This is a genomic window from Natronoarchaeum sp. GCM10025703, from assembly GCF_042661985.1.
Taxonomy (GTDB): Archaea; Halobacteriota; Halobacteria; order Halobacteriales; family Natronoarchaeaceae; genus Natranaeroarchaeum.
The window spans coordinates 174,777-190,829 of the sequence record NZ_JBHSZF010000001.1; the positions used below are offsets into that span (position 1 = coordinate 174,777).

General features: G+C 57.4%; 7 protein-coding genes, 1 tRNA gene and 6 pseudogenes. 9 read left to right on the forward strand and 5 right to left on the reverse strand.

The annotated features are described in order from the left end of the window. Positions 1-433 precede the first annotated feature (433 nt). The 6 genes and pseudogenes from ACFQH2_RS00955 to ACFQH2_RS00980 all read left to right on the forward strand — a co-directional run bounded on the left by ACFQH2_RS00955 (position 434) and on the right by ACFQH2_RS00980 (position 6,899). Positions 434-1,938: pseudogene (locus tag ACFQH2_RS00955) on the forward strand (type I restriction-modification system subunit M). Next, a complete protein-coding gene (locus ACFQH2_RS00960) occupies positions 1,931-2,257 on the forward strand; it encodes a hypothetical protein (RefSeq protein ID WP_377076351.1) in 327 nt (108 codons plus the stop codon). The pseudogene ACFQH2_RS00955 and the gene ACFQH2_RS00960 overlap by 8 nt, the downstream one beginning before the upstream one ends. Then, positions 2,244-2,852 carry a restriction endonuclease subunit S gene (locus tag ACFQH2_RS00965; protein ID WP_377076352.1) on the forward strand — a complete coding sequence of 203 codons (609 nt, stop codon included), beginning with the start codon at positions 2,244-2,246 and terminating at the stop codon, positions 2,850-2,852. The genes ACFQH2_RS00960 and ACFQH2_RS00965 overlap by 14 nt, the downstream gene beginning before the upstream one ends. Next, positions 2,852-3,235 (forward strand): restriction endonuclease subunit S, encoded by a 384-nt coding sequence (locus ACFQH2_RS00970; RefSeq protein ID WP_377076353.1) that lies wholly within the window; start codon positions 2,852-2,854, stop codon positions 3,233-3,235. The genes ACFQH2_RS00965 and ACFQH2_RS00970 overlap by 1 nt, the downstream gene beginning before the upstream one ends. After that, positions 3,228-6,184: pseudogene (locus ACFQH2_RS00975) on the forward strand (type I restriction endonuclease subunit R). The gene ACFQH2_RS00970 and the pseudogene ACFQH2_RS00975 overlap by 8 nt, the downstream one beginning before the upstream one ends. After that, positions 6,177-6,899, forward strand: coding sequence for a M48 family metallopeptidase (locus ACFQH2_RS00980; protein WP_377055962.1), 723 nt, complete (start codon positions 6,177-6,179; stop codon positions 6,897-6,899). Before ACFQH2_RS00975 ends, ACFQH2_RS00980 begins: the two are co-directional and overlap by 8 nt. Positions 6,900-8,194: 1,295 nt before the next feature. On the opposite strand, the gene ACFQH2_RS00985 is transcribed toward ACFQH2_RS00980, so the two are convergent. Next, positions 8,195-8,268: transfer RNA gene (locus ACFQH2_RS00985), tRNA-Ile, on the reverse strand. A gap of 103 nt (positions 8,269-8,371) precedes the next feature. Next, positions 8,372-8,952 (reverse strand): annotated as a pseudogene (locus ACFQH2_RS00990) (FxsA family protein). A 130-nt stretch (positions 8,953-9,082) separates the two neighbouring features. Between ACFQH2_RS00990 and ACFQH2_RS00995 the strand changes: the two are divergent. Both ACFQH2_RS00995 and ACFQH2_RS01000 read left to right on the forward strand, forming a co-directional pair. Beyond that, positions 9,083-10,720, forward strand: a pseudogene (locus ACFQH2_RS00995) (DUF255 domain-containing protein). Positions 10,721-10,772: 52 nt separating this feature from the next. Further along, positions 10,773-11,575 (forward strand): annotated as a pseudogene (locus ACFQH2_RS01000) (TrmB family transcriptional regulator). A gap of 142 nt (positions 11,576-11,717) precedes the next feature. Here ACFQH2_RS01000 and mptA read toward each other — a convergent pair. Both mptA and ACFQH2_RS01010 read right to left on the reverse strand, forming a co-directional pair. Further along, entirely contained in the window at positions 11,718-12,644 is a 927-nt protein-coding gene (gene mptA, locus ACFQH2_RS01005) for a GTP cyclohydrolase MptA (protein ID WP_377055969.1), read from the reverse strand. A 69-nt stretch (positions 12,645-12,713) separates the two neighbouring features. Continuing rightward, a pseudogene (locus tag ACFQH2_RS01010) lies at positions 12,714-13,537 on the reverse strand (NAD(+)/NADH kinase). Between the two features lie 247 nt (positions 13,538-13,784). Here ACFQH2_RS01010 and ACFQH2_RS01015 point away from each other — a divergent pair. Continuing rightward, a complete protein-coding gene (locus ACFQH2_RS01015; RefSeq protein ID WP_377055973.1) occupies positions 13,785-15,065 on the forward strand; it encodes a KaiC domain-containing protein in 1,281 nt (426 codons plus the stop codon). On the opposite strand, the gene ACFQH2_RS01020 is transcribed toward ACFQH2_RS01015, so the two are convergent. Then, the gene (locus ACFQH2_RS01020) at positions 15,062-16,033 is read right to left on the reverse strand and encodes a succinylglutamate desuccinylase/aspartoacylase family protein (RefSeq protein WP_377055975.1); all 972 of its coding nucleotides are present in this window, start codon (positions 16,031-16,033) and stop codon (positions 15,062-15,064) included. The two genes, ACFQH2_RS01015 and ACFQH2_RS01020, sit on opposite strands and share 4 nt — an antisense overlap. Positions 16,034-16,053 lie beyond the last annotated feature (20 nt).

Sequence of the window (16,053 nt, forward strand, 5' to 3'; positions counted from 1 at the left end):
GGAATAAAACATGGGTAATTATTAGACCTACAAAACAGTCTAATAAATCCATTAAAAGTATATTATCAACTATTACGAGTGCGAATTGGGGATATACAAAGGTAGAAGGACACCCCGAGTTCTACAAGCGGATTGATGGTGAAATGAATCTCACTGGCAAAGAGTATCTTCTTCGGATGATATAGAACTCAAGCGTCGTCGGCTATGTGATGCAGTCCTTGTTGAGGGCGACAAGACAAACTCACATCGAGGCGGTCTTCCGTGAGCAGAGTCGCGGGTACTCTCAGTATTCTCTCCCCCTCAATGCAGTGGAGTATAGAACTTAATCATGGCATCTGCACGTATGCTACCAGCAGTAGAGTTGTAGAATTACTGTGAGCACCTATCGAATCCCATCACAGGACATATTACGATTGAACGGAACACTATGCCCATGACTATTTCGTTGGATGAGCTGGAATCCCATCTGTTCAAATGTGCCGATATAATCCGCGATGCAGTCGATCCAACCGACTATAAGGAGTACATCCTACCGCTCGTTTACTACAAGTCGATCTCCGATGAGTTCGAGAAACAATACGCTGAGACTGTCGAGGAGTACGGCGAGGACTTCGCACATCGGAAGAATCTCTACGACATTCCCGTTGTTCCCGAAGGCCATCTGTGGGAGGACATTCGCTCTGTCTCGGACAACGTTGACCAAGCCTTGGACGAAGCCTTCGAGGCGCTCACCGAGGAGAACCCCGAACTGACGGGCGTTTTCCGCGCGGACTACATCAACGCCGACGCGCTCGATGACGACCGGCTCGGGAAACTCGTCGAACATCTCACGACGTACGATCTCGACCGAAATAGCGTTCCCCCAGATATGCTTGGAGAGGCGTATATGGATCTGGTTCGCCACTTCGCGGAGGAGGAAGGGAAGTCCGGTGGGCAGTTCTTCACGCCCCCGCAAATCGTCAATCTCTGCGTTCGACTTGTCGATGACTTCGATGACGGGATGACCTTCCACGACCCGACTGTCGGCTCAGGCGGGATGCTCATCGAGGCCGCACGGTATTATCGCGAGAACCAGGGCGGTGACGAGAAGAAACTCAAATTCAGCGGGCAGGAAATCAACCCAGACATTGCGGCCATCGCCAAGATGAACCTCTCCATTCACGGGCTGGATGGGCAGATAGAGCGCGAGGACTCCCTTTCGAGTCCCGCATTCGCCGACGAGGAGAACAGCGAACTCACGCGCTTCGACCGGGTGCTGGCAAACTTCCCGTTCTCGGCTGATTGGGCGAAAGACGAACTTCAAGACGATTCGTATGGCCGCTTCAAACATTGGCACGAGAAACTTCCGCGAGCAGATCGGGGAGACTACGCCTTCATTATGCATATAGCTGAACAACTCAAGCGTCCCGAGCGCGATGCGGCGGGGGCAAAGCCGCTATCGTCATTCCCCACGGCGTGCTGTTCCGCAAGCACGAGGGACGCTATCGGACGCATATGCTGGAGAACGATATGGTGGAGGCCATCGTTGGACTGCCTGAGAACCTGTTCCAGAACAACTCGATCCCATCCGCCGTTCTCGTGTTGAACACGAACAAGCCCGCCGAGCGCGAGGGTGAAGTACAGTTTATACACGCCGCAGACGACGCGTTCTATCGAGAGGAATCGAATCAGAATATTCTCACTGAGGGTGGACTCGACCACGCCGTTGAGAACTTCCGCGAGTGGGCGAGCGAGGAGCGCGTGAGCCGCACGGTATCGCTGGACGAAATTCGAGAGAACGACTACAATCTCAACATCGCGCTATACGTCGATACCACGGAGCCGGAGGAAGATATTGACGTTGAGGAAGAACTTTCCAAACTCCGGGAACTCCAAGCCGAACGCGACGAGATTGAGGCGACGATGGACCAGCACATGGAGGCACTGAACTATGAGTGAAGACGCGACGTTGGACGAATTTGTTGAGTCTTCTAACGACGATACTCAAGAGACAACTTGGGAAGAACATCAACTGAGGAAATTAGTCGAACAACTACAAGCCGGAGGGACCCCGGACACTGACAAAGACGAATACTACGGTGGTGATATTCCGTGGGTCAAAACTGGTGAACTGGGACAACTGAAAATCGGCTCTACTGAACAGTCAATAACAGAACAAGGTCTGGAAGAATCAACCGCTCGGCTTTTTCCTTCAGAAAACCGTCCTGATTGCGATGTATGGGGCTACCACGGGCGAGGTGTCGATGTTAGACACTGAGGCGACGACGAACCAGGCTTGCTGTGGTATTATCCCAGACGACCGTCTACTTCCGCACTATCTGTATTACCAACTGGTACATGATAAAAAACAGTTGGAGAGCCTCAGTGCTGGCTCTGGACAGCAAAATATCAGTAAGTCTATTTTGGAGAAGTTCAGAGTCTCGCTCCCTCCAATCTCTGAACAGCGCAAAATCGCCACCGTACTCCACAACGTTGACCAAGCGATTGAGAAGACTGAAGACGTTATTAATCGCCTTAGACGGGTACAGAAGGGTACACTCAGGAACCTATTCAGAAACGGTGTTGGAGAGCAGTCTGAAACTAAGACTACCCCTATGGGACAGTTCCCGAAAGATTGGGAATTGAAAACTATGGAAAGTGTAGGCACTCTGATTAATGGAGATGCGTTCCCTAAAGAATATCAGGGGAGTTCAGAAGGGGACTATCCATTTATTAAAGTAAGCGACACTAATGACTATCGAAGATACGTTTCAGGGGCGCAAAATTATATCTCGCAAGAGATTGCTGAAGAAGTCGGATGTAATATCCAACCTGAGGGGACAGTTATTCTCCCGAAACGGGGGCGGCCATAATGACAAATAAGAGGAGAATATTGGCCCAAGATTCTGCGATAGACAACAACCAAATCGGTATTGTCGGAGAAGAAGTGAAACCTCTCTTTCTGTATTACTATCTCTCAGACGTGGATATGGGCCGCTTTGTTCAGGAGGGAGCAGTCAAATCTCTCACAAAATCCCTCCTCTCAAAGGTTCGTGTTCCCGTACCGCCTGTAGAGATACAATCAAAAATAGTTGCTATTCTGGAGAGTATTGACAAACAGATTGAGACGGAGAAAAGAGTCAAGACTCAGCAGGAACGTCTCAAACGCGGTCTAATGCAAGACCTCCTTTCGGGAACAGTCCGCACAACCGACACTAACATAGAGGTGCCTGAGGAAATCGTACAGTATGGTTAGCATCCCATCCGAGGGTGGCGTCGAACGCTCGCTTCTCTCGTGGCTCGACGGCGTCGGATGGGAGACACACGGACAGGACGGCGACCGTGGTGCGAACGTCCTTGACGATGCCTACGAGCGCGACAGCCATGAGGTAATCTACTGGAATCTCTTTGCCGAGCAGGTCATCGCGTTGAATGAAGAAGTGACCGAGGACAACGTCGATAAGTTCGTTTCCTCCCTCCGCCGCGACCTCGACGTCGATAACCTGATGCAAGGCAACCGCGCGTTCTACCAGTTACTCACCAAGGGCAAGAAGTTTAATGTCCAGCGCGATGGCGGGGCGACCGACACGATCTACGTTGACCTCATCGACTACGAGAACCCTGAGAACAATCGCTTCCACGCGGTGAATCAGTTCTCTGTCTCCCGCGAGACGACCATCCGCCCGGACGTGAATCTGTTCGTCAACGGGATTCCACTCGTGACGATGGAACTCAAGAGCCTCGCGCAGGATAACGACTGGCACGACGCCGTCCGCGATCTCAAAGACTACGAGGACGACGTACCCCGGCTGTTCGTCCCCGGTCTATTCAACGTCGCCGCCGACACGATGGAACTGCGATACGGTGCGATCGGCGCTCCAAAGGAGTTCTACGAGCCGTGGAACGATGCTCCTCCAGAGTACGAGGCTGACAACGAGATGCATCAGGCGGTACGGGCATTGTGCAACCCCAAGAACCTCCTTGATCTACTCAAGCGGTTCGTCTTTTACGAGCGACGAGCTGGCGGCGATGCGAAAATTGTCCCGCGGTATATGCAGTACTACGCCGTGAACGCTATCCTCGATCGCGTCGATGAGGGTGAACACGATCGGGGGCTCATCTGGCACACCCAGGGGTCCGGGAAGTCTTTCACGATGCTGTACGCTGCTGAGAATCTCCTGAAGCGTGATGTAGCACGTAGCCCGCAGGTGTTCATCATCGTCGATACGGACAAGCTCAACAGCCAGATGCGCGACCAGCTGGCGAATCTCTCGCTGGAGCAGTGGACGGAAGCCGAGAGTATCGACCATCTGCAAGAACTCATTGAGCGGGGGCAAAGCGAGCTTGTCCTCACGACTATTCAGAAGTTCCAGGATGTTGAGCCGGAGGAACAGGGCAATGATGAGGTCATAGTCATGTCTGATGAGGCTCACCGCTTCATGGAAGCCGACCTTGGTAGCCGCCTCAATGCAGCGTTACCTGAGTGCTATCACTTTGGCTTTACCGGGACACCTGTTCGAGAGGGAGAACGCCACGAAGATCGGAACACGTTCCGTGAGTTCTCTCCCGAGGGGAAGACTACCTGCACCGTTACTCAGTAAAGCAGGGAATCGACGACGGCCTGATTCTTCCCGTCTACTTCACACTCCGCCACGAGATGGAGTGGGAAATCGACGAAGCGGGGTTAGATGAGGAGTTTGAACAGAAGTTCCGAGGCCTCACGACCGAGGAGAAGCGTGACGCTATCCGCGAGAACGTTAACGCCACTACACTCGCAGAAATCGAACCGCGAGTTGATCGAGCTGTTGAGGAGATCGACCAACACTACGACGAACACGTTGCCCCAAACAGCTGGAAGGGAATGGTGGTCACTCCAAGCCGACGGTCGGCAGCGATGTACGGAGAACACCTCATTGAGCGGCGTGGAGAAGATGAAGTGGAAGTCCTCTACACGGCGACCAACGACGACCCGGACCTCATTCAACAGTTCCACACGGATTCTGAGGAGCGCGACAGTATCGTGAAGGCGTTCAAGGATGACGAGAACCCGAAACTCCTCGTCGTTCACAATATGCTCTTGACAGGCTTCGACGCGCCTGTACTGAAGACGATGTACCTCGATCGGAACCTGAAGAACCACAATCTCATGCAGGCGATTGCCCGGACGAATCGTCCTGCTGCTGGGAAAGAGAACGGGGAGATCGTGGACTTCCAGGGCGTCTTCGAGAACATAGATGAGGCGTTGGACTACGACGCCGAGACGAAAGCCTACGCCGCACAGGACAAGGACGAACTCTATGACGATCTCGTGGACCAGTTGGAGTCCGTTATGGAGATCTTTGATGGGATACCCAAAGACGATACACAGGAAGCAACCTACGAGGCCGTCGAGCGTGTTAGCACCCATCCAGAACGGCGTGATTTCAAGCAGGGCTTCCGTCGGCTTCAGAACCTCTACGAAGCCATCGCTCCCGATGGACGCCTTGTTAACGAAGGGATTGACCGGGAGTACAAATGGCTCAGTCGGATACACGTCGCATTCAAGCGAACTACCTCCGGAGATGATGACCCCGAGGACGATATGCGTGAGAAAACCCGTGAGATCATCAGCGATAACGTGGAGATCACGCAGATCAAGCGCGATTTCCCTACCTACAAGCTCGGAGAGGAATATCTCGAAGACGTCGAGGGCTTGGAGAACCCAGGAGTGAAAGCATCACAGATTGCCCACGCCACACGGGACCATCTCCATCCACGAGAGAACCAGAACCCGCGGTATAAACGCCTGAGTGAGCGCGTCACCGATATAGTCGAACGTTGGCAAGGCGACGATATTAGCGATCCTCAGGCAGTTGATGCCCTGAGATCAGTTGAGGAGGAGATACTGACTGTCGAGGAGGAAGCTGATGAGCAAGGGATGGACAATGCTGAGTTCGCTATCTATACCCATCTGACAGAGGAGACTCCAGAAGCGATTGACTCTGACGAGCAAGCAGAAGCCGTTGCGGAGGAGATCGTCTCGCAGTTTCAGGAACGTATTGATCGTGCTTACTCCGGCTGGAAAACGAACCAACAGACCATCGCTGAAATCGAACGCATCCTGCTGGATGTTCTGGTCGTCGAATACGACCTTGGGCACCTGATTCAGAACGATGACGAGTTTGTGGACTCCATTCGGGATTACCTGATTCAGAACAATGGCTGAGTCACAGTTCCATGAGATCGAACTGTTCGGCAACACTGTTGAATACGAGGTTCGTCATAGTGACGACGCTACAGAACCCCGGATTGATGTGGACATACACGGCGTGACGGTTGTCGTTCCAGATTCGGAGGAAATCCAGCCGTCGGAGCTACTTCGAGACAATGCAGCGTGGGTGATGGAAAAGCAGCGTACCTACGACAGTTACCGTGAAGACATTCCAGATCGCTCTTTTGAGGCTGGTGAGTCGTTCCCGTATCTCGGAGAAGAACGAGAGTTGATCATCGAATCCGCGACGAGTCATGCTGTAACTGATGATGTGATTCGCCTTCGGAAGAGTGCGGTTGAGCAGTCCTCGATCAAGCAGACACTCAAAAACTTGTATCGGAAGAAAGCGCGAGAATATCTCGTTGAGCAAGCGGACTACTATTCAGAGCAGATGGGAGTCGAATACAAGCAGATCGAGATACGGAACCAGCGTACAAAGTGGGGGAGTTGTTCGACTACGGGAACACTTGGCCTGAACTGGCGCTTGATGATGGCACCTCCCAAGGTGGTGGATTACATTGTCGTTCACGAACTCGCACATCTTCGAGAGTCGAATCATAACGAATCCTTCTGGTCGCTCGTTGCTGAATACGATCCGGAGTATGAATCACACGCCGAATGGTTGGCAGAGAACAGTACTCGGTTGATTTTCTCGAAGGAAGATCTATGATATGGAGAGTGTCGGAGATTGAGCTGACCTCATCTCCTTCTTGATCACAGGAATCTGGTGAGTAAATCTTTGTAATCTGTCTCTGGTGTTCTTTTGCATTGAGTCGGCCCATATATCAAAAATAAATAATAGATGGAATTTATATATTAATCAAATTAAGTGTTGTTCTCATACCTACCTCCCGCTCTACTCAGTAAAAAATATTGTAGATATATATTACCATAATACGGATAATATAGTACAGTACAATATAGTAGTAGTATAGTATAACAGTATAATATAGTAGTACTGTAGTTAGTAGTAGTAATATAATAGACTACAATAGAGTACGATATTCCCGCCCTCAATGAATTAGAACTCGTGATTGAAACTCTCAGTATCAACTAAAGTATAGAGATGTAGTATCAAGACGGAAGAATGAGGATCTCGGTCTGTTGCTTGGTGTACTTTGGGGATCTTGATGGGGATTCGTATCTATTCTAATGGATATAAGAGGGGCGTGAGCAAGTTCTTTGAGATTATGAGTGGGATGGGGCGTTTTTCTTGAATAAATGTATCAGGGACCAGCACACGGAAGATCTGCGGTTACTCTGGTTAATTATAATATATACTGAATAAGTAGATAACTAACAGAATTATTAGTATTGGGTTGGAACATTGATCCGGGTTACTGAATGGATACATATGTGACCCCCTCTCTCAAATTTCTCCTCTGAGATCAGAAAATCTGGGTTCCTAAGTGTCCGTATTAGTATTGCAGCGAAGGTGAACAAGCGGGTCCATGGATGGAGCTACAGGATAAGCGAACTTCAGATAGCGATATATTTGAATTCAATTCTTGCTTCCGAATTAGAACGCATTGAGTCGGAGAAGATTGTTCGCTATCCCATCGGGTTAACGCTCGGTGGGATTTTTTTATTTATGAGAGTAGTTCTTTCGCGTCAACGTCGTCGGTCATGTTCTGACTTTGTTTAAGCTCTAACTCCCCCTCAATGCGTCCAAGCACTGAGGAAGCATTATGACGATCTTCCGAGTCTCGATCTCGATCATCCTTAATCTGCTCCATTTCGTGTTCGAGAAAAGCAAGCAGGCGAGGTGATAGCTCCATGTTAGATAATTGATTTACAGGCACTAAAAGGTATGGTAATTGAAATTTCGGCTGAAGTCAATCGCAAGACAGCGGCAGATTGAATCTCTCTTCAACAGATCGTCTGTTGAGATGGATGGATTTGAGAAGGCGGTATTTATAAGTAACACCGTCCCGTGTGTGGGTTTGGAATCACAAAGAAAGGGAGTGGGCCAACGCGGATTTGAACCGCGAACCTCCCGGTTATCAGCCGAGCGCTCAACCTAATTGAGCTATTGGCCCTCGAACGCATTATCGGGTAGTGTGCTCTTGTGTTTAAGCGTTTCCTTCTTCGCGTCCACCGATCACTGTCATCAGGTGACGCCCTCCCGTGGTCTGCGGGGGGTCAGCGGTCGGGTGAGTCGTCCGAATCGTCGAACTCGACGTCGTAGGAGTCGTCGCCGAGGTCGTAGACGTCGTCGTCGCTCCCCTCGGAGCTCCCACCGACATCGAAGGGACTCTCGGTCTGGCCCGATCCGGTTCCCATCCCCCGCCGGACGTGTCCTCGGGGAAGCCGAAGGTGTAGACCTTGCCAGTAGCGAAGCCGTCGGTCTGCTTGTCGAGGTAGGGCACGATGACGAACTTCTTGGCGACGGCTCTGATCGCGATCCGGGTCGGCGGGATGACGAGCAGGAAGCCGATGAGGTCCGTCACGAGCCCCGGCGTGAGCAGGAAGGCACCAGCAGCGATCAGGAAGCCGCCGTCGATCAGTTCGTTCGTCGGGACGCTGCCGGTCCGGAGGGTGCGTTGGAGCTTTCGGATCGTCCGTTTACCCTCGGCCTGGACGGCAAGCGTCCCGATCAGCGCCGTCAAGACGACAAGGAGCACGATCTCGAGCCCACCGATCCAGTAGAACCCGAGCGCGACCAGGAGCGCCGAGTCAAGCAGCGGGATGAGCATCAGCAGGGCCAGAATCCGCTTGAACATACGACAGGGTAGCGGCTCCGCGGTGAAAACGCTTAACACTCGATACTCGTCGGCCGAAACGCGGAGCGCCGTCCGAGATGGCCCGAGGCCGTCCCGAAGCCCTTACCCCCGCGGCGGCGTAGCCGGTGACATGGACGAACACGCAGCCCGGACCAACGTCGAGTGGCACGAGTGGGGGCCGGAGCCGTTCAGAAATCGCCGACCGGGCGGGCAAACCGATCCTGCTGTCGCTCTCGGCGACGTGGTGTTCGTGGTGCCACGAGATGGACAGGGAGACGTACAGCGAGCCCCGTATTGCCGCGAACATCAACGATGGCTTCGTGCCGGTTCGCGTCGACGTCGACCGTCAGCCTCGCGTCCGCGAACGGTACAACATGGGCGGCTTTCCTTCGACGGTGTTTCTCACGCCGGACGGCGAGCTACTGACCGGATCGGGCTATCTCGGCCCCGACGGGATGCGCCAGGTGATCACGAGCGTCCGGAAGATGTGGGACTCGAAAGGCTCCGCCGCGGGGCGAATCCCGCGCAGTGTCAACGGCGAGGGGCCACCGTCGGGCGCGCTAAGCGAGGACATCGAGCGACATTTCCTCGGCTCGCTACACGAGACCTACGACGAACGCGCCGGGGGTGGGGGACCGAAGCGAAGTTCCCGATGCCCCGGACTGTCGAGTTCGCGCTCAAGCGCGAGCGCGAGCAGGCGCTACGCACGCTGAGTGCGATCACCACGAACCTGCTCGACGAGTACGCCGGGGGCTTCTTCAGATACGCCGTCGAGGAGAACTGGGCGGACCCACACTACGAGAAGCTACTGGACACGAACGCCGCGCTGGTCCGGGCGCTCTCCAACGCGTATCTCTACACCGGTCGGGATGAGTACCGAGAGCCGGCAGAGCGCACCCTCGACTATCTGACGACGACGCTGTGGACTGGCTCGGCGTTCGCCGGCAGTCAGTCCGCAGGGAGCGGAGCAAGCTACTACACGCTGGAGCCAACCGAGCGCGAGGGCGAGGACGCACCCCCGTAGACGAAACGGTCTTCGCCGACCGGAACGCGCTGGCTATCGATAGCCTGCTGACCTACTACGCCTACACCGACGAGGACCGGGCCCGCCAGTACGCCGAGCGAGCACTCGAGCACCTCCGTGCCGAACTGATCGACGGGGGAGATACTCCATTACGAGGGCGACGAGACGGTCGAACGCCTCCTCCTGTCGGATCAGGCGCACACCCTCGCGGCGCTGCTCACTGCCAGAGAGGTCCTCGGTGCCGAGACGGTCGAACTCGCGCGGACAGTCGCCGACGCGACCATCGACGAACTGTTTACCGAGGGCTCGTTCCGCGACGGCCCCGCAGCGGGGCTGGGCCTGCTCGACAGGCCGCTCCGGCCGCTCGACGACAACGTCGAGATGGCCGACGCGTTGCTCGATCTGGCCCTCATCACGGGCGAAGATCGGTACCGCGAAGTCGCTTGCGAGACCGTCGAAGCCTTCGCCGGCGCGTACGACCGCTTCGGGCCGCAGGTGGCTGGCTTCGGGTCGGTCACCGCTCGGCTGCTACACGACACGCTGACGATTCACGTCGCGGATTCCGCGGGCTCGGAACTGCACCGCGCCGCACTGCGCGTCGGCGACCACGAGAAGGTCGTTGTCCCAGAGACGACGGGAATCGAGGACGGCACTGCACTCGTACAGCGCGGCGACCGCTCGGCAGAGCCAGCGGCGGATCCGGCCGAACTGGAGAGTCGCGTCCGGGAGCTCTCGACCGAGTAACATAGATTACAAACGGTCGGTGCGTTTATACTGTTCGAGCGTTTTTTGGGGTATGGCCAGTCTCAGGGATCTCGGGCTATCCGAGTACGAGGCACGTGCATACCGGTCGCTTCTCAACACCGGACCCACAACTGCGAAAGAGTTGTCACGGGTGAGTGACGTGCCAATGGGCCGGATCTACGACGTGCTCAACAGTATCGAACAGTACAACCTGGTCCGGACCCAGACCGCGAGCAGGCCGAAAAAGTACGTCGCCGTCGAGCCCTCGACTGCGCTCGATCGACTGCTCGACGACAAGAAACGCGAACTCGAAGAGAAGGCCGACCAGTACGAGGAGATCGTCGACGATCTGGCGACCGAACTCCACGCCGCAGAGCCGGTCGAAGACCAGTTCTGGACGGCCGCAGTCGGCGCAGAAGAGACCGCCGACCTGCTCGTCGAGCGACTCTCGGCGGCCGACGAACGGATCGTCGTCGTCGCCTCCGACCAGACCTCGTTGTTCGATCAGGGCGACATCGGAACGCTCGTCGCAAAACAACTCGAAGCCGCTATCGACCGCGGCATCGACATCAAGGTGCTGATGACGCCCGGGCAGTCGATTCCCTGCCCGAGACCGTCGGCGAGCGCCACCGCGAAACGCTCTCGCCCAGCCCCGACTACGAGGTTCGGGTCAGCGATGACGTGACGGGGACGTTCAACATCATCGACGACGTCGAGGTCTGTATCCAGGTTCCCCATCCGCTGGCGGCAAACGATACGTTCGGCATGATCGATCTGAAAGACCCAGAGTTTGCGACCAACATCCACGACGAGTTCGTCCCGCGCTGGGAAGACGCCCGAACCCTCTCGTTCTAGTTCTCGCCGTCCTCACAGCCGCTCGGGGCGGGATCGAGTTCCCAGTTACGCTCGACGCGTCCGGCCTCACCCACCATCGGCAACGGTATTGTCCGGGTACAGCCGACCGGTTATAAAATAGCGTCCGTCAGACGCCGGGGGCTCAGTTCCGGACTTCCGCGCGGAGTTGGCCCATCCCGATATGTCGTTCGGCGTGGGCGTTGTGCTGGTGGATCGACTCGTCGTTGGACTGGCGCATGGAGATCACCGCGTCGTCGCCCAGGTCGGGGAACTCTTCGACGACGCCCTCGGCCATCGCACGGACGCAGTCCTCGACGAACTTGGCGTCGGCGTGGGACTCGTAGGTCATGTGGTCCTCGTCAGGGCGTTTGGCCATGTTGTAGATCCGACCGCTCATCGAGTCTTTGGCGACTTCGATCAGGTCGCGCAGGTCGACTTCGGGTGCGCCGGGGCTCTCGATAGTGATCTTGGCGTGGCCGCGCTGGGAGTGTCCCGGCTGGGGGACATCGTCGAGGAACTCCTCGACTGCGTCGGCATCTACATCTAGTTCTTCGAGTTTGTCGCGGGCGCGGGATTCGGACATCCCCTGTGAGCAGGGACAGACCGTCATCCCGGTGACGTCGACACCGATCATCTCACGAGTCCCGTCCTCAGTCGCCGTTGCACTCGCAGTGATATCGACGGTGCTCTGGGTCTCCTTGTCGGAGGCCGGCGTCTGTTCGCGCTGAACGAGTTCGGCCTCCATCGCGACGGTAACCTCGCTGGTGTACTCGTGTTTCTCGATCAGACGTTCGGCGGCGTCGCCACAGACGTCCTCGACGCGGTAGGCCTCGTCCCGGGTCGCGTCCTCGAGCGTCTCGTCGATGACCTCCATGTTTCGGCTCATGTCGGCGCCTTTGCGCCAGGAGGGCAGATCGACGAACACTTCGAACTCGGCCATCAGCACGATAGGGCGCTTGTTGGGGCGGGCGAGTTTGACCAGTTTCTCCACATCCGTGACGCCGACCTGACTCAGGCCAACGGTAACGTCCGGGCGCGTCGCTTGGACGTCCGGCAGTTGCTCACTCATCGAACCGTTTTAAGGGTGTCAACTGATTAGTCCTTTCGATAGGGGCACTTCTGCTACTCGCCGAGAGGGTCACTCCAGTTTCTTCAGCGCCTCGAAATAGTCGACGCTTCCCCTGCGATTCTGACCGGGACCTCGGCCGTACTGACGGTGACAGTGGCCGGCGGATCGATCCGCTCTCTGGTCCGACCGTCGCTGACCACGAACGCCTCCTCGGCGCCCGAAACGGAGACCGACACTGTGCTGTCGATGTCGACAGCAAGCGACGGCATCGAGTCCGTCGGACACATCTCGGTGAGGACGATTGCCTCGATAGAGGGATGGACCAGCGGACCACCCTCGCTGAGGTTGTACGCAGTGCTACCGGTCGGCGTCGAGACGAGCACGCCGTCCGCGTGGCCGGTCGTGTACACTTCGTCATCGACGCGGACGGTGAAGTCGGCCCCGTTACCATGGCCTCGCTGGGGACCCTGAAACGCTATCTCGTTGATCGCCGGTTCGAGCGACCAGTCACCGTTGCTCGCCCGGAGGCGGGGTATCTCTCGCGAGCGGGCCCGGCCCGTCTCGCGGAGCTGTTCGACTTCGGCGGTGACGGCCTCGATGGCATCGGCTGGCGCGATGGCGTTCAGAAAGCCGACCTCGCCGAGGTTGATGCCCATGATCGGCGTCGACCCCGCGCCACGGGCGGCGTACAGAAAGGTGCCGTCGCCGCCGATGGAGACGACCAGATCACACTCGGCCATCTCGTTGACGTCGACTCCGGGACGGTCGAGTGCGCCAGCGGTGGCGGTGTCGAGCGTCGTCGTCAGATCGTCCGCTTCGAGCGTCCCGACTAGTTCGGCCGCGAGACTCACTGCCTGCTCGTTGTCCCGCTGTGCGACAATCCCGACGTACATGGAGTCGGGTAGCATGCGGGGAGTAAAAAGCCCCCGTTGACGGCGGGACTGGAGCAAAGTTAATCAGGACCCGGTGTCTGATTGGAGATAGTACGGCCGTTGTCCAGCGATGCTATCGGAACCGATATGAACCATACGAACACGCTCAACGCGTCAGGAGGGTTGCGCCCGGGTAACGGACCATCTCCAGCGACTGCTGGGAGCCACTGCCGGGCTACCGATACTGCCGAAACCGCAGGTGGGCGTCGTGAGTGAGGGCGACGGTTCCGGTCACGAGAACGACGACCCCGAGGAAGCGCAGACGGATCCCGACCACGAGGACGACGACTGGTTCGAGCAGGCGCTTGCAGCGGAAGAGGGCGACGCGGAGGACCTCTTCTCGGGCGAGTGGGCTCTCGAGGAGGCCGACGAGCATGCAGACGACGCCGAAGCGCCAGGAAGCGAAGACGACGAAGCGGACGAGGTGGCCGCACGGTCCTCGTCGGTGGATCAGGCTGCCGACGACCTCGAAGACGCGTTCGAAGAGATAGCCGTGGACGAGAAGCCGGACCCCTTGGAGAGCCTCCAGAACGCAGAGCGGGACGCCAGAACGGTCGACGAGACGGATCCTGGTACTGACGAGGGGGCGGGCGATAGCGGACTGTTCGATCGGGGGTTCGGCGACGCGCTCGGCCAGGCTCCCGACATTCCAGCGGAGTCCGATGACGTCTCCGCCGACGGTGACGACCTGGATATCGACGAGGAGTTCGACATCGACGGGGAGTTTGAGATGGGGGCCGACGACTTCGAGACGCTCGGCGGCGGCGGGTTCGAGGGGGATCCCGACTCGGATATCGACCGGATCGCCCTCGGCATCGAAGGCCTCGATGCGATGGTGCAGGGCGGCATCCCCGCCCGCGCGCTGATGGTCGCCATCGGGAGCGCCGGGACGGGGAAAACGACGCTCGGCCTGCAGTTCCTCGCGGAAGGACTGCGAAACGGCGAGCGCGCTGTCTACATCACCCTGGAGGAGTCACGCCGGCGCGTCATCCGAAGTGCGACCGAGAAGGGGTTCTCCTTCGACGAGTACGCCGAAGACGGGGATCTGGCAGTTGTCGACATCGACCCCGTCGAGATGGCAAACAGCCTTCAGAGCATCCGGAGCGAACTCCCGCGACTCATCGACGAGTTCGGGGCGTCCCGACTCGTGCTCGACTCGGTCTCGCTGCTGGAGATGATGTACGACGACCGCGCGGCCAGACGAAACGAGATCTACGGCTTCACCAAGAGCCTGAAGAAAGCGGGCGTCACGACGCTGCTGACCAGCGAGGCGAGCGAGGAGTCGGCGTTCGCCTCCCGCCACGGCATCGTCGAGTATCTCACCGACGCCGTCTTCGTCCTGCAGTACATCCGCCCCTCCGATTTCCGGGAGACACAACTCGCCATCGAGATCCAGAAGATCCGCGACGCCAACCACTCCCGGGAGACCAAACCCTACGAGATTACGGACGACGGCATCAACGTCTACCGGCAGGCGAACATCTTCTAGTCGACGACGGCGATACCCGCAAGCCGATCGCCGACCGTTACTGTCGCCTCTCGGGTGAGCGCGTAGAGGACGCCTTCACGCTCCGTACGGACGGTCTGGAGCGTCTCGTAGGTCGCCGGATCGTACACCGTCCCGAGCGTCGACCCCTCGGGAATCGTCTCACCGAGTTCGTAATCGCCGGTGACCCGAAACAGCCCCGATCCAGTTGCGTCGACGTTGCCAAGGTGGTTGCGCGCGTCCTGTCTCTTGCCGTTTTCGACTGGCGACCCCGCCAGGATATCGAGTTCGCGGAGAACGTTGAACAGGCCCGTCACGCCGGTATCGATTGCGGATTCGACGAACTGTTTGTTGTGTGCTAACTCGGGTGTGATCGCCGAAATCCCTTCGCGGGCCGCGGCGACCCGGAGTTTCCCGCCGAAGCCGCGCTCTTGCCACTCGTCGGGGGCGTCCTCGCCAGATGGCTCCGCCAGCAGGAGGTCGGTACCGAACGTCTCGGCCAGCGATCTGGAGCGGTCGTCGCCCTCCGTGTAGACGACGTGTGGGTACATATCCGGGCTTCCCGTGTGCAGGTCGACGACGATGTCGGCATCACCGGCGTACTCCCAGAGTTCGGCGGCCATCCGCTGGTGGAGCGTCCCCTCGTCGTGGCCCGGCCAGACGCGGTTCATATTCGGGTTGACGCTGTCTAGCTGTTCGGGCGTCGTGTAGGAGACCCGATCGAAGGTTAGCGGGTTCGCCACAGGGACTGCGATCACCGTCCCCGCGCGAGTGTCGGCGGCAAGCCGGTCGTGAACTCGCCGGAGCACCTCGGTCCCGTTGATCTCCCGGCCGTGCTGAGCGGCCTGGACGTACACCGTCGGCCCCGATTCGTCGCCCTCGTACCGGTGGATCGTCGTCGAAATCTCCGTCCCCGACGGAAGCCGTGCCAGGGTCACGCGCTCGGCCGCGTGTCCGGCGCTCTCGCTCATACGTCCACCTTTGCGAGCAC

What these genes read in the sequence shown, in the direction of transcription:
- ACFQH2_RS00965 (WP_377076352.1), top strand. Translation starts at nt 2,244, where the DNA reads ATGTTAGACACTGAGGCGACGACGAACCAGGCTTGCTGTGGTATTATC.
- ACFQH2_RS00970 (WP_377076353.1), top strand. Translation starts at nt 2,852, where the DNA reads ATGACAAATAAGAGGAGAATATTGGCCCAAGATTCTGCGATAGACAAC.
- ACFQH2_RS01020 (WP_377055975.1), bottom strand. Translation starts at nt 16,033, where the DNA reads ATGAGCGAGAGCGCCGGACACGCGGCCGAGCGCGTGACCCTGGCACGG.
- mptA (WP_377055969.1), bottom strand. Translation starts at nt 12,644, where the DNA reads ATGAGTGAGCAACTGCCGGACGTCCAAGCGACGCGCCCGGACGTTACC.
- ACFQH2_RS00980 (WP_377055962.1), top strand. Translation starts at nt 6,177, where the DNA reads ATGGCTGAGTCACAGTTCCATGAGATCGAACTGTTCGGCAACACTGTT.
- ACFQH2_RS00960 (WP_377076351.1), top strand. Translation starts at nt 1,931, where the DNA reads ATGAGTGAAGACGCGACGTTGGACGAATTTGTTGAGTCTTCTAACGAC.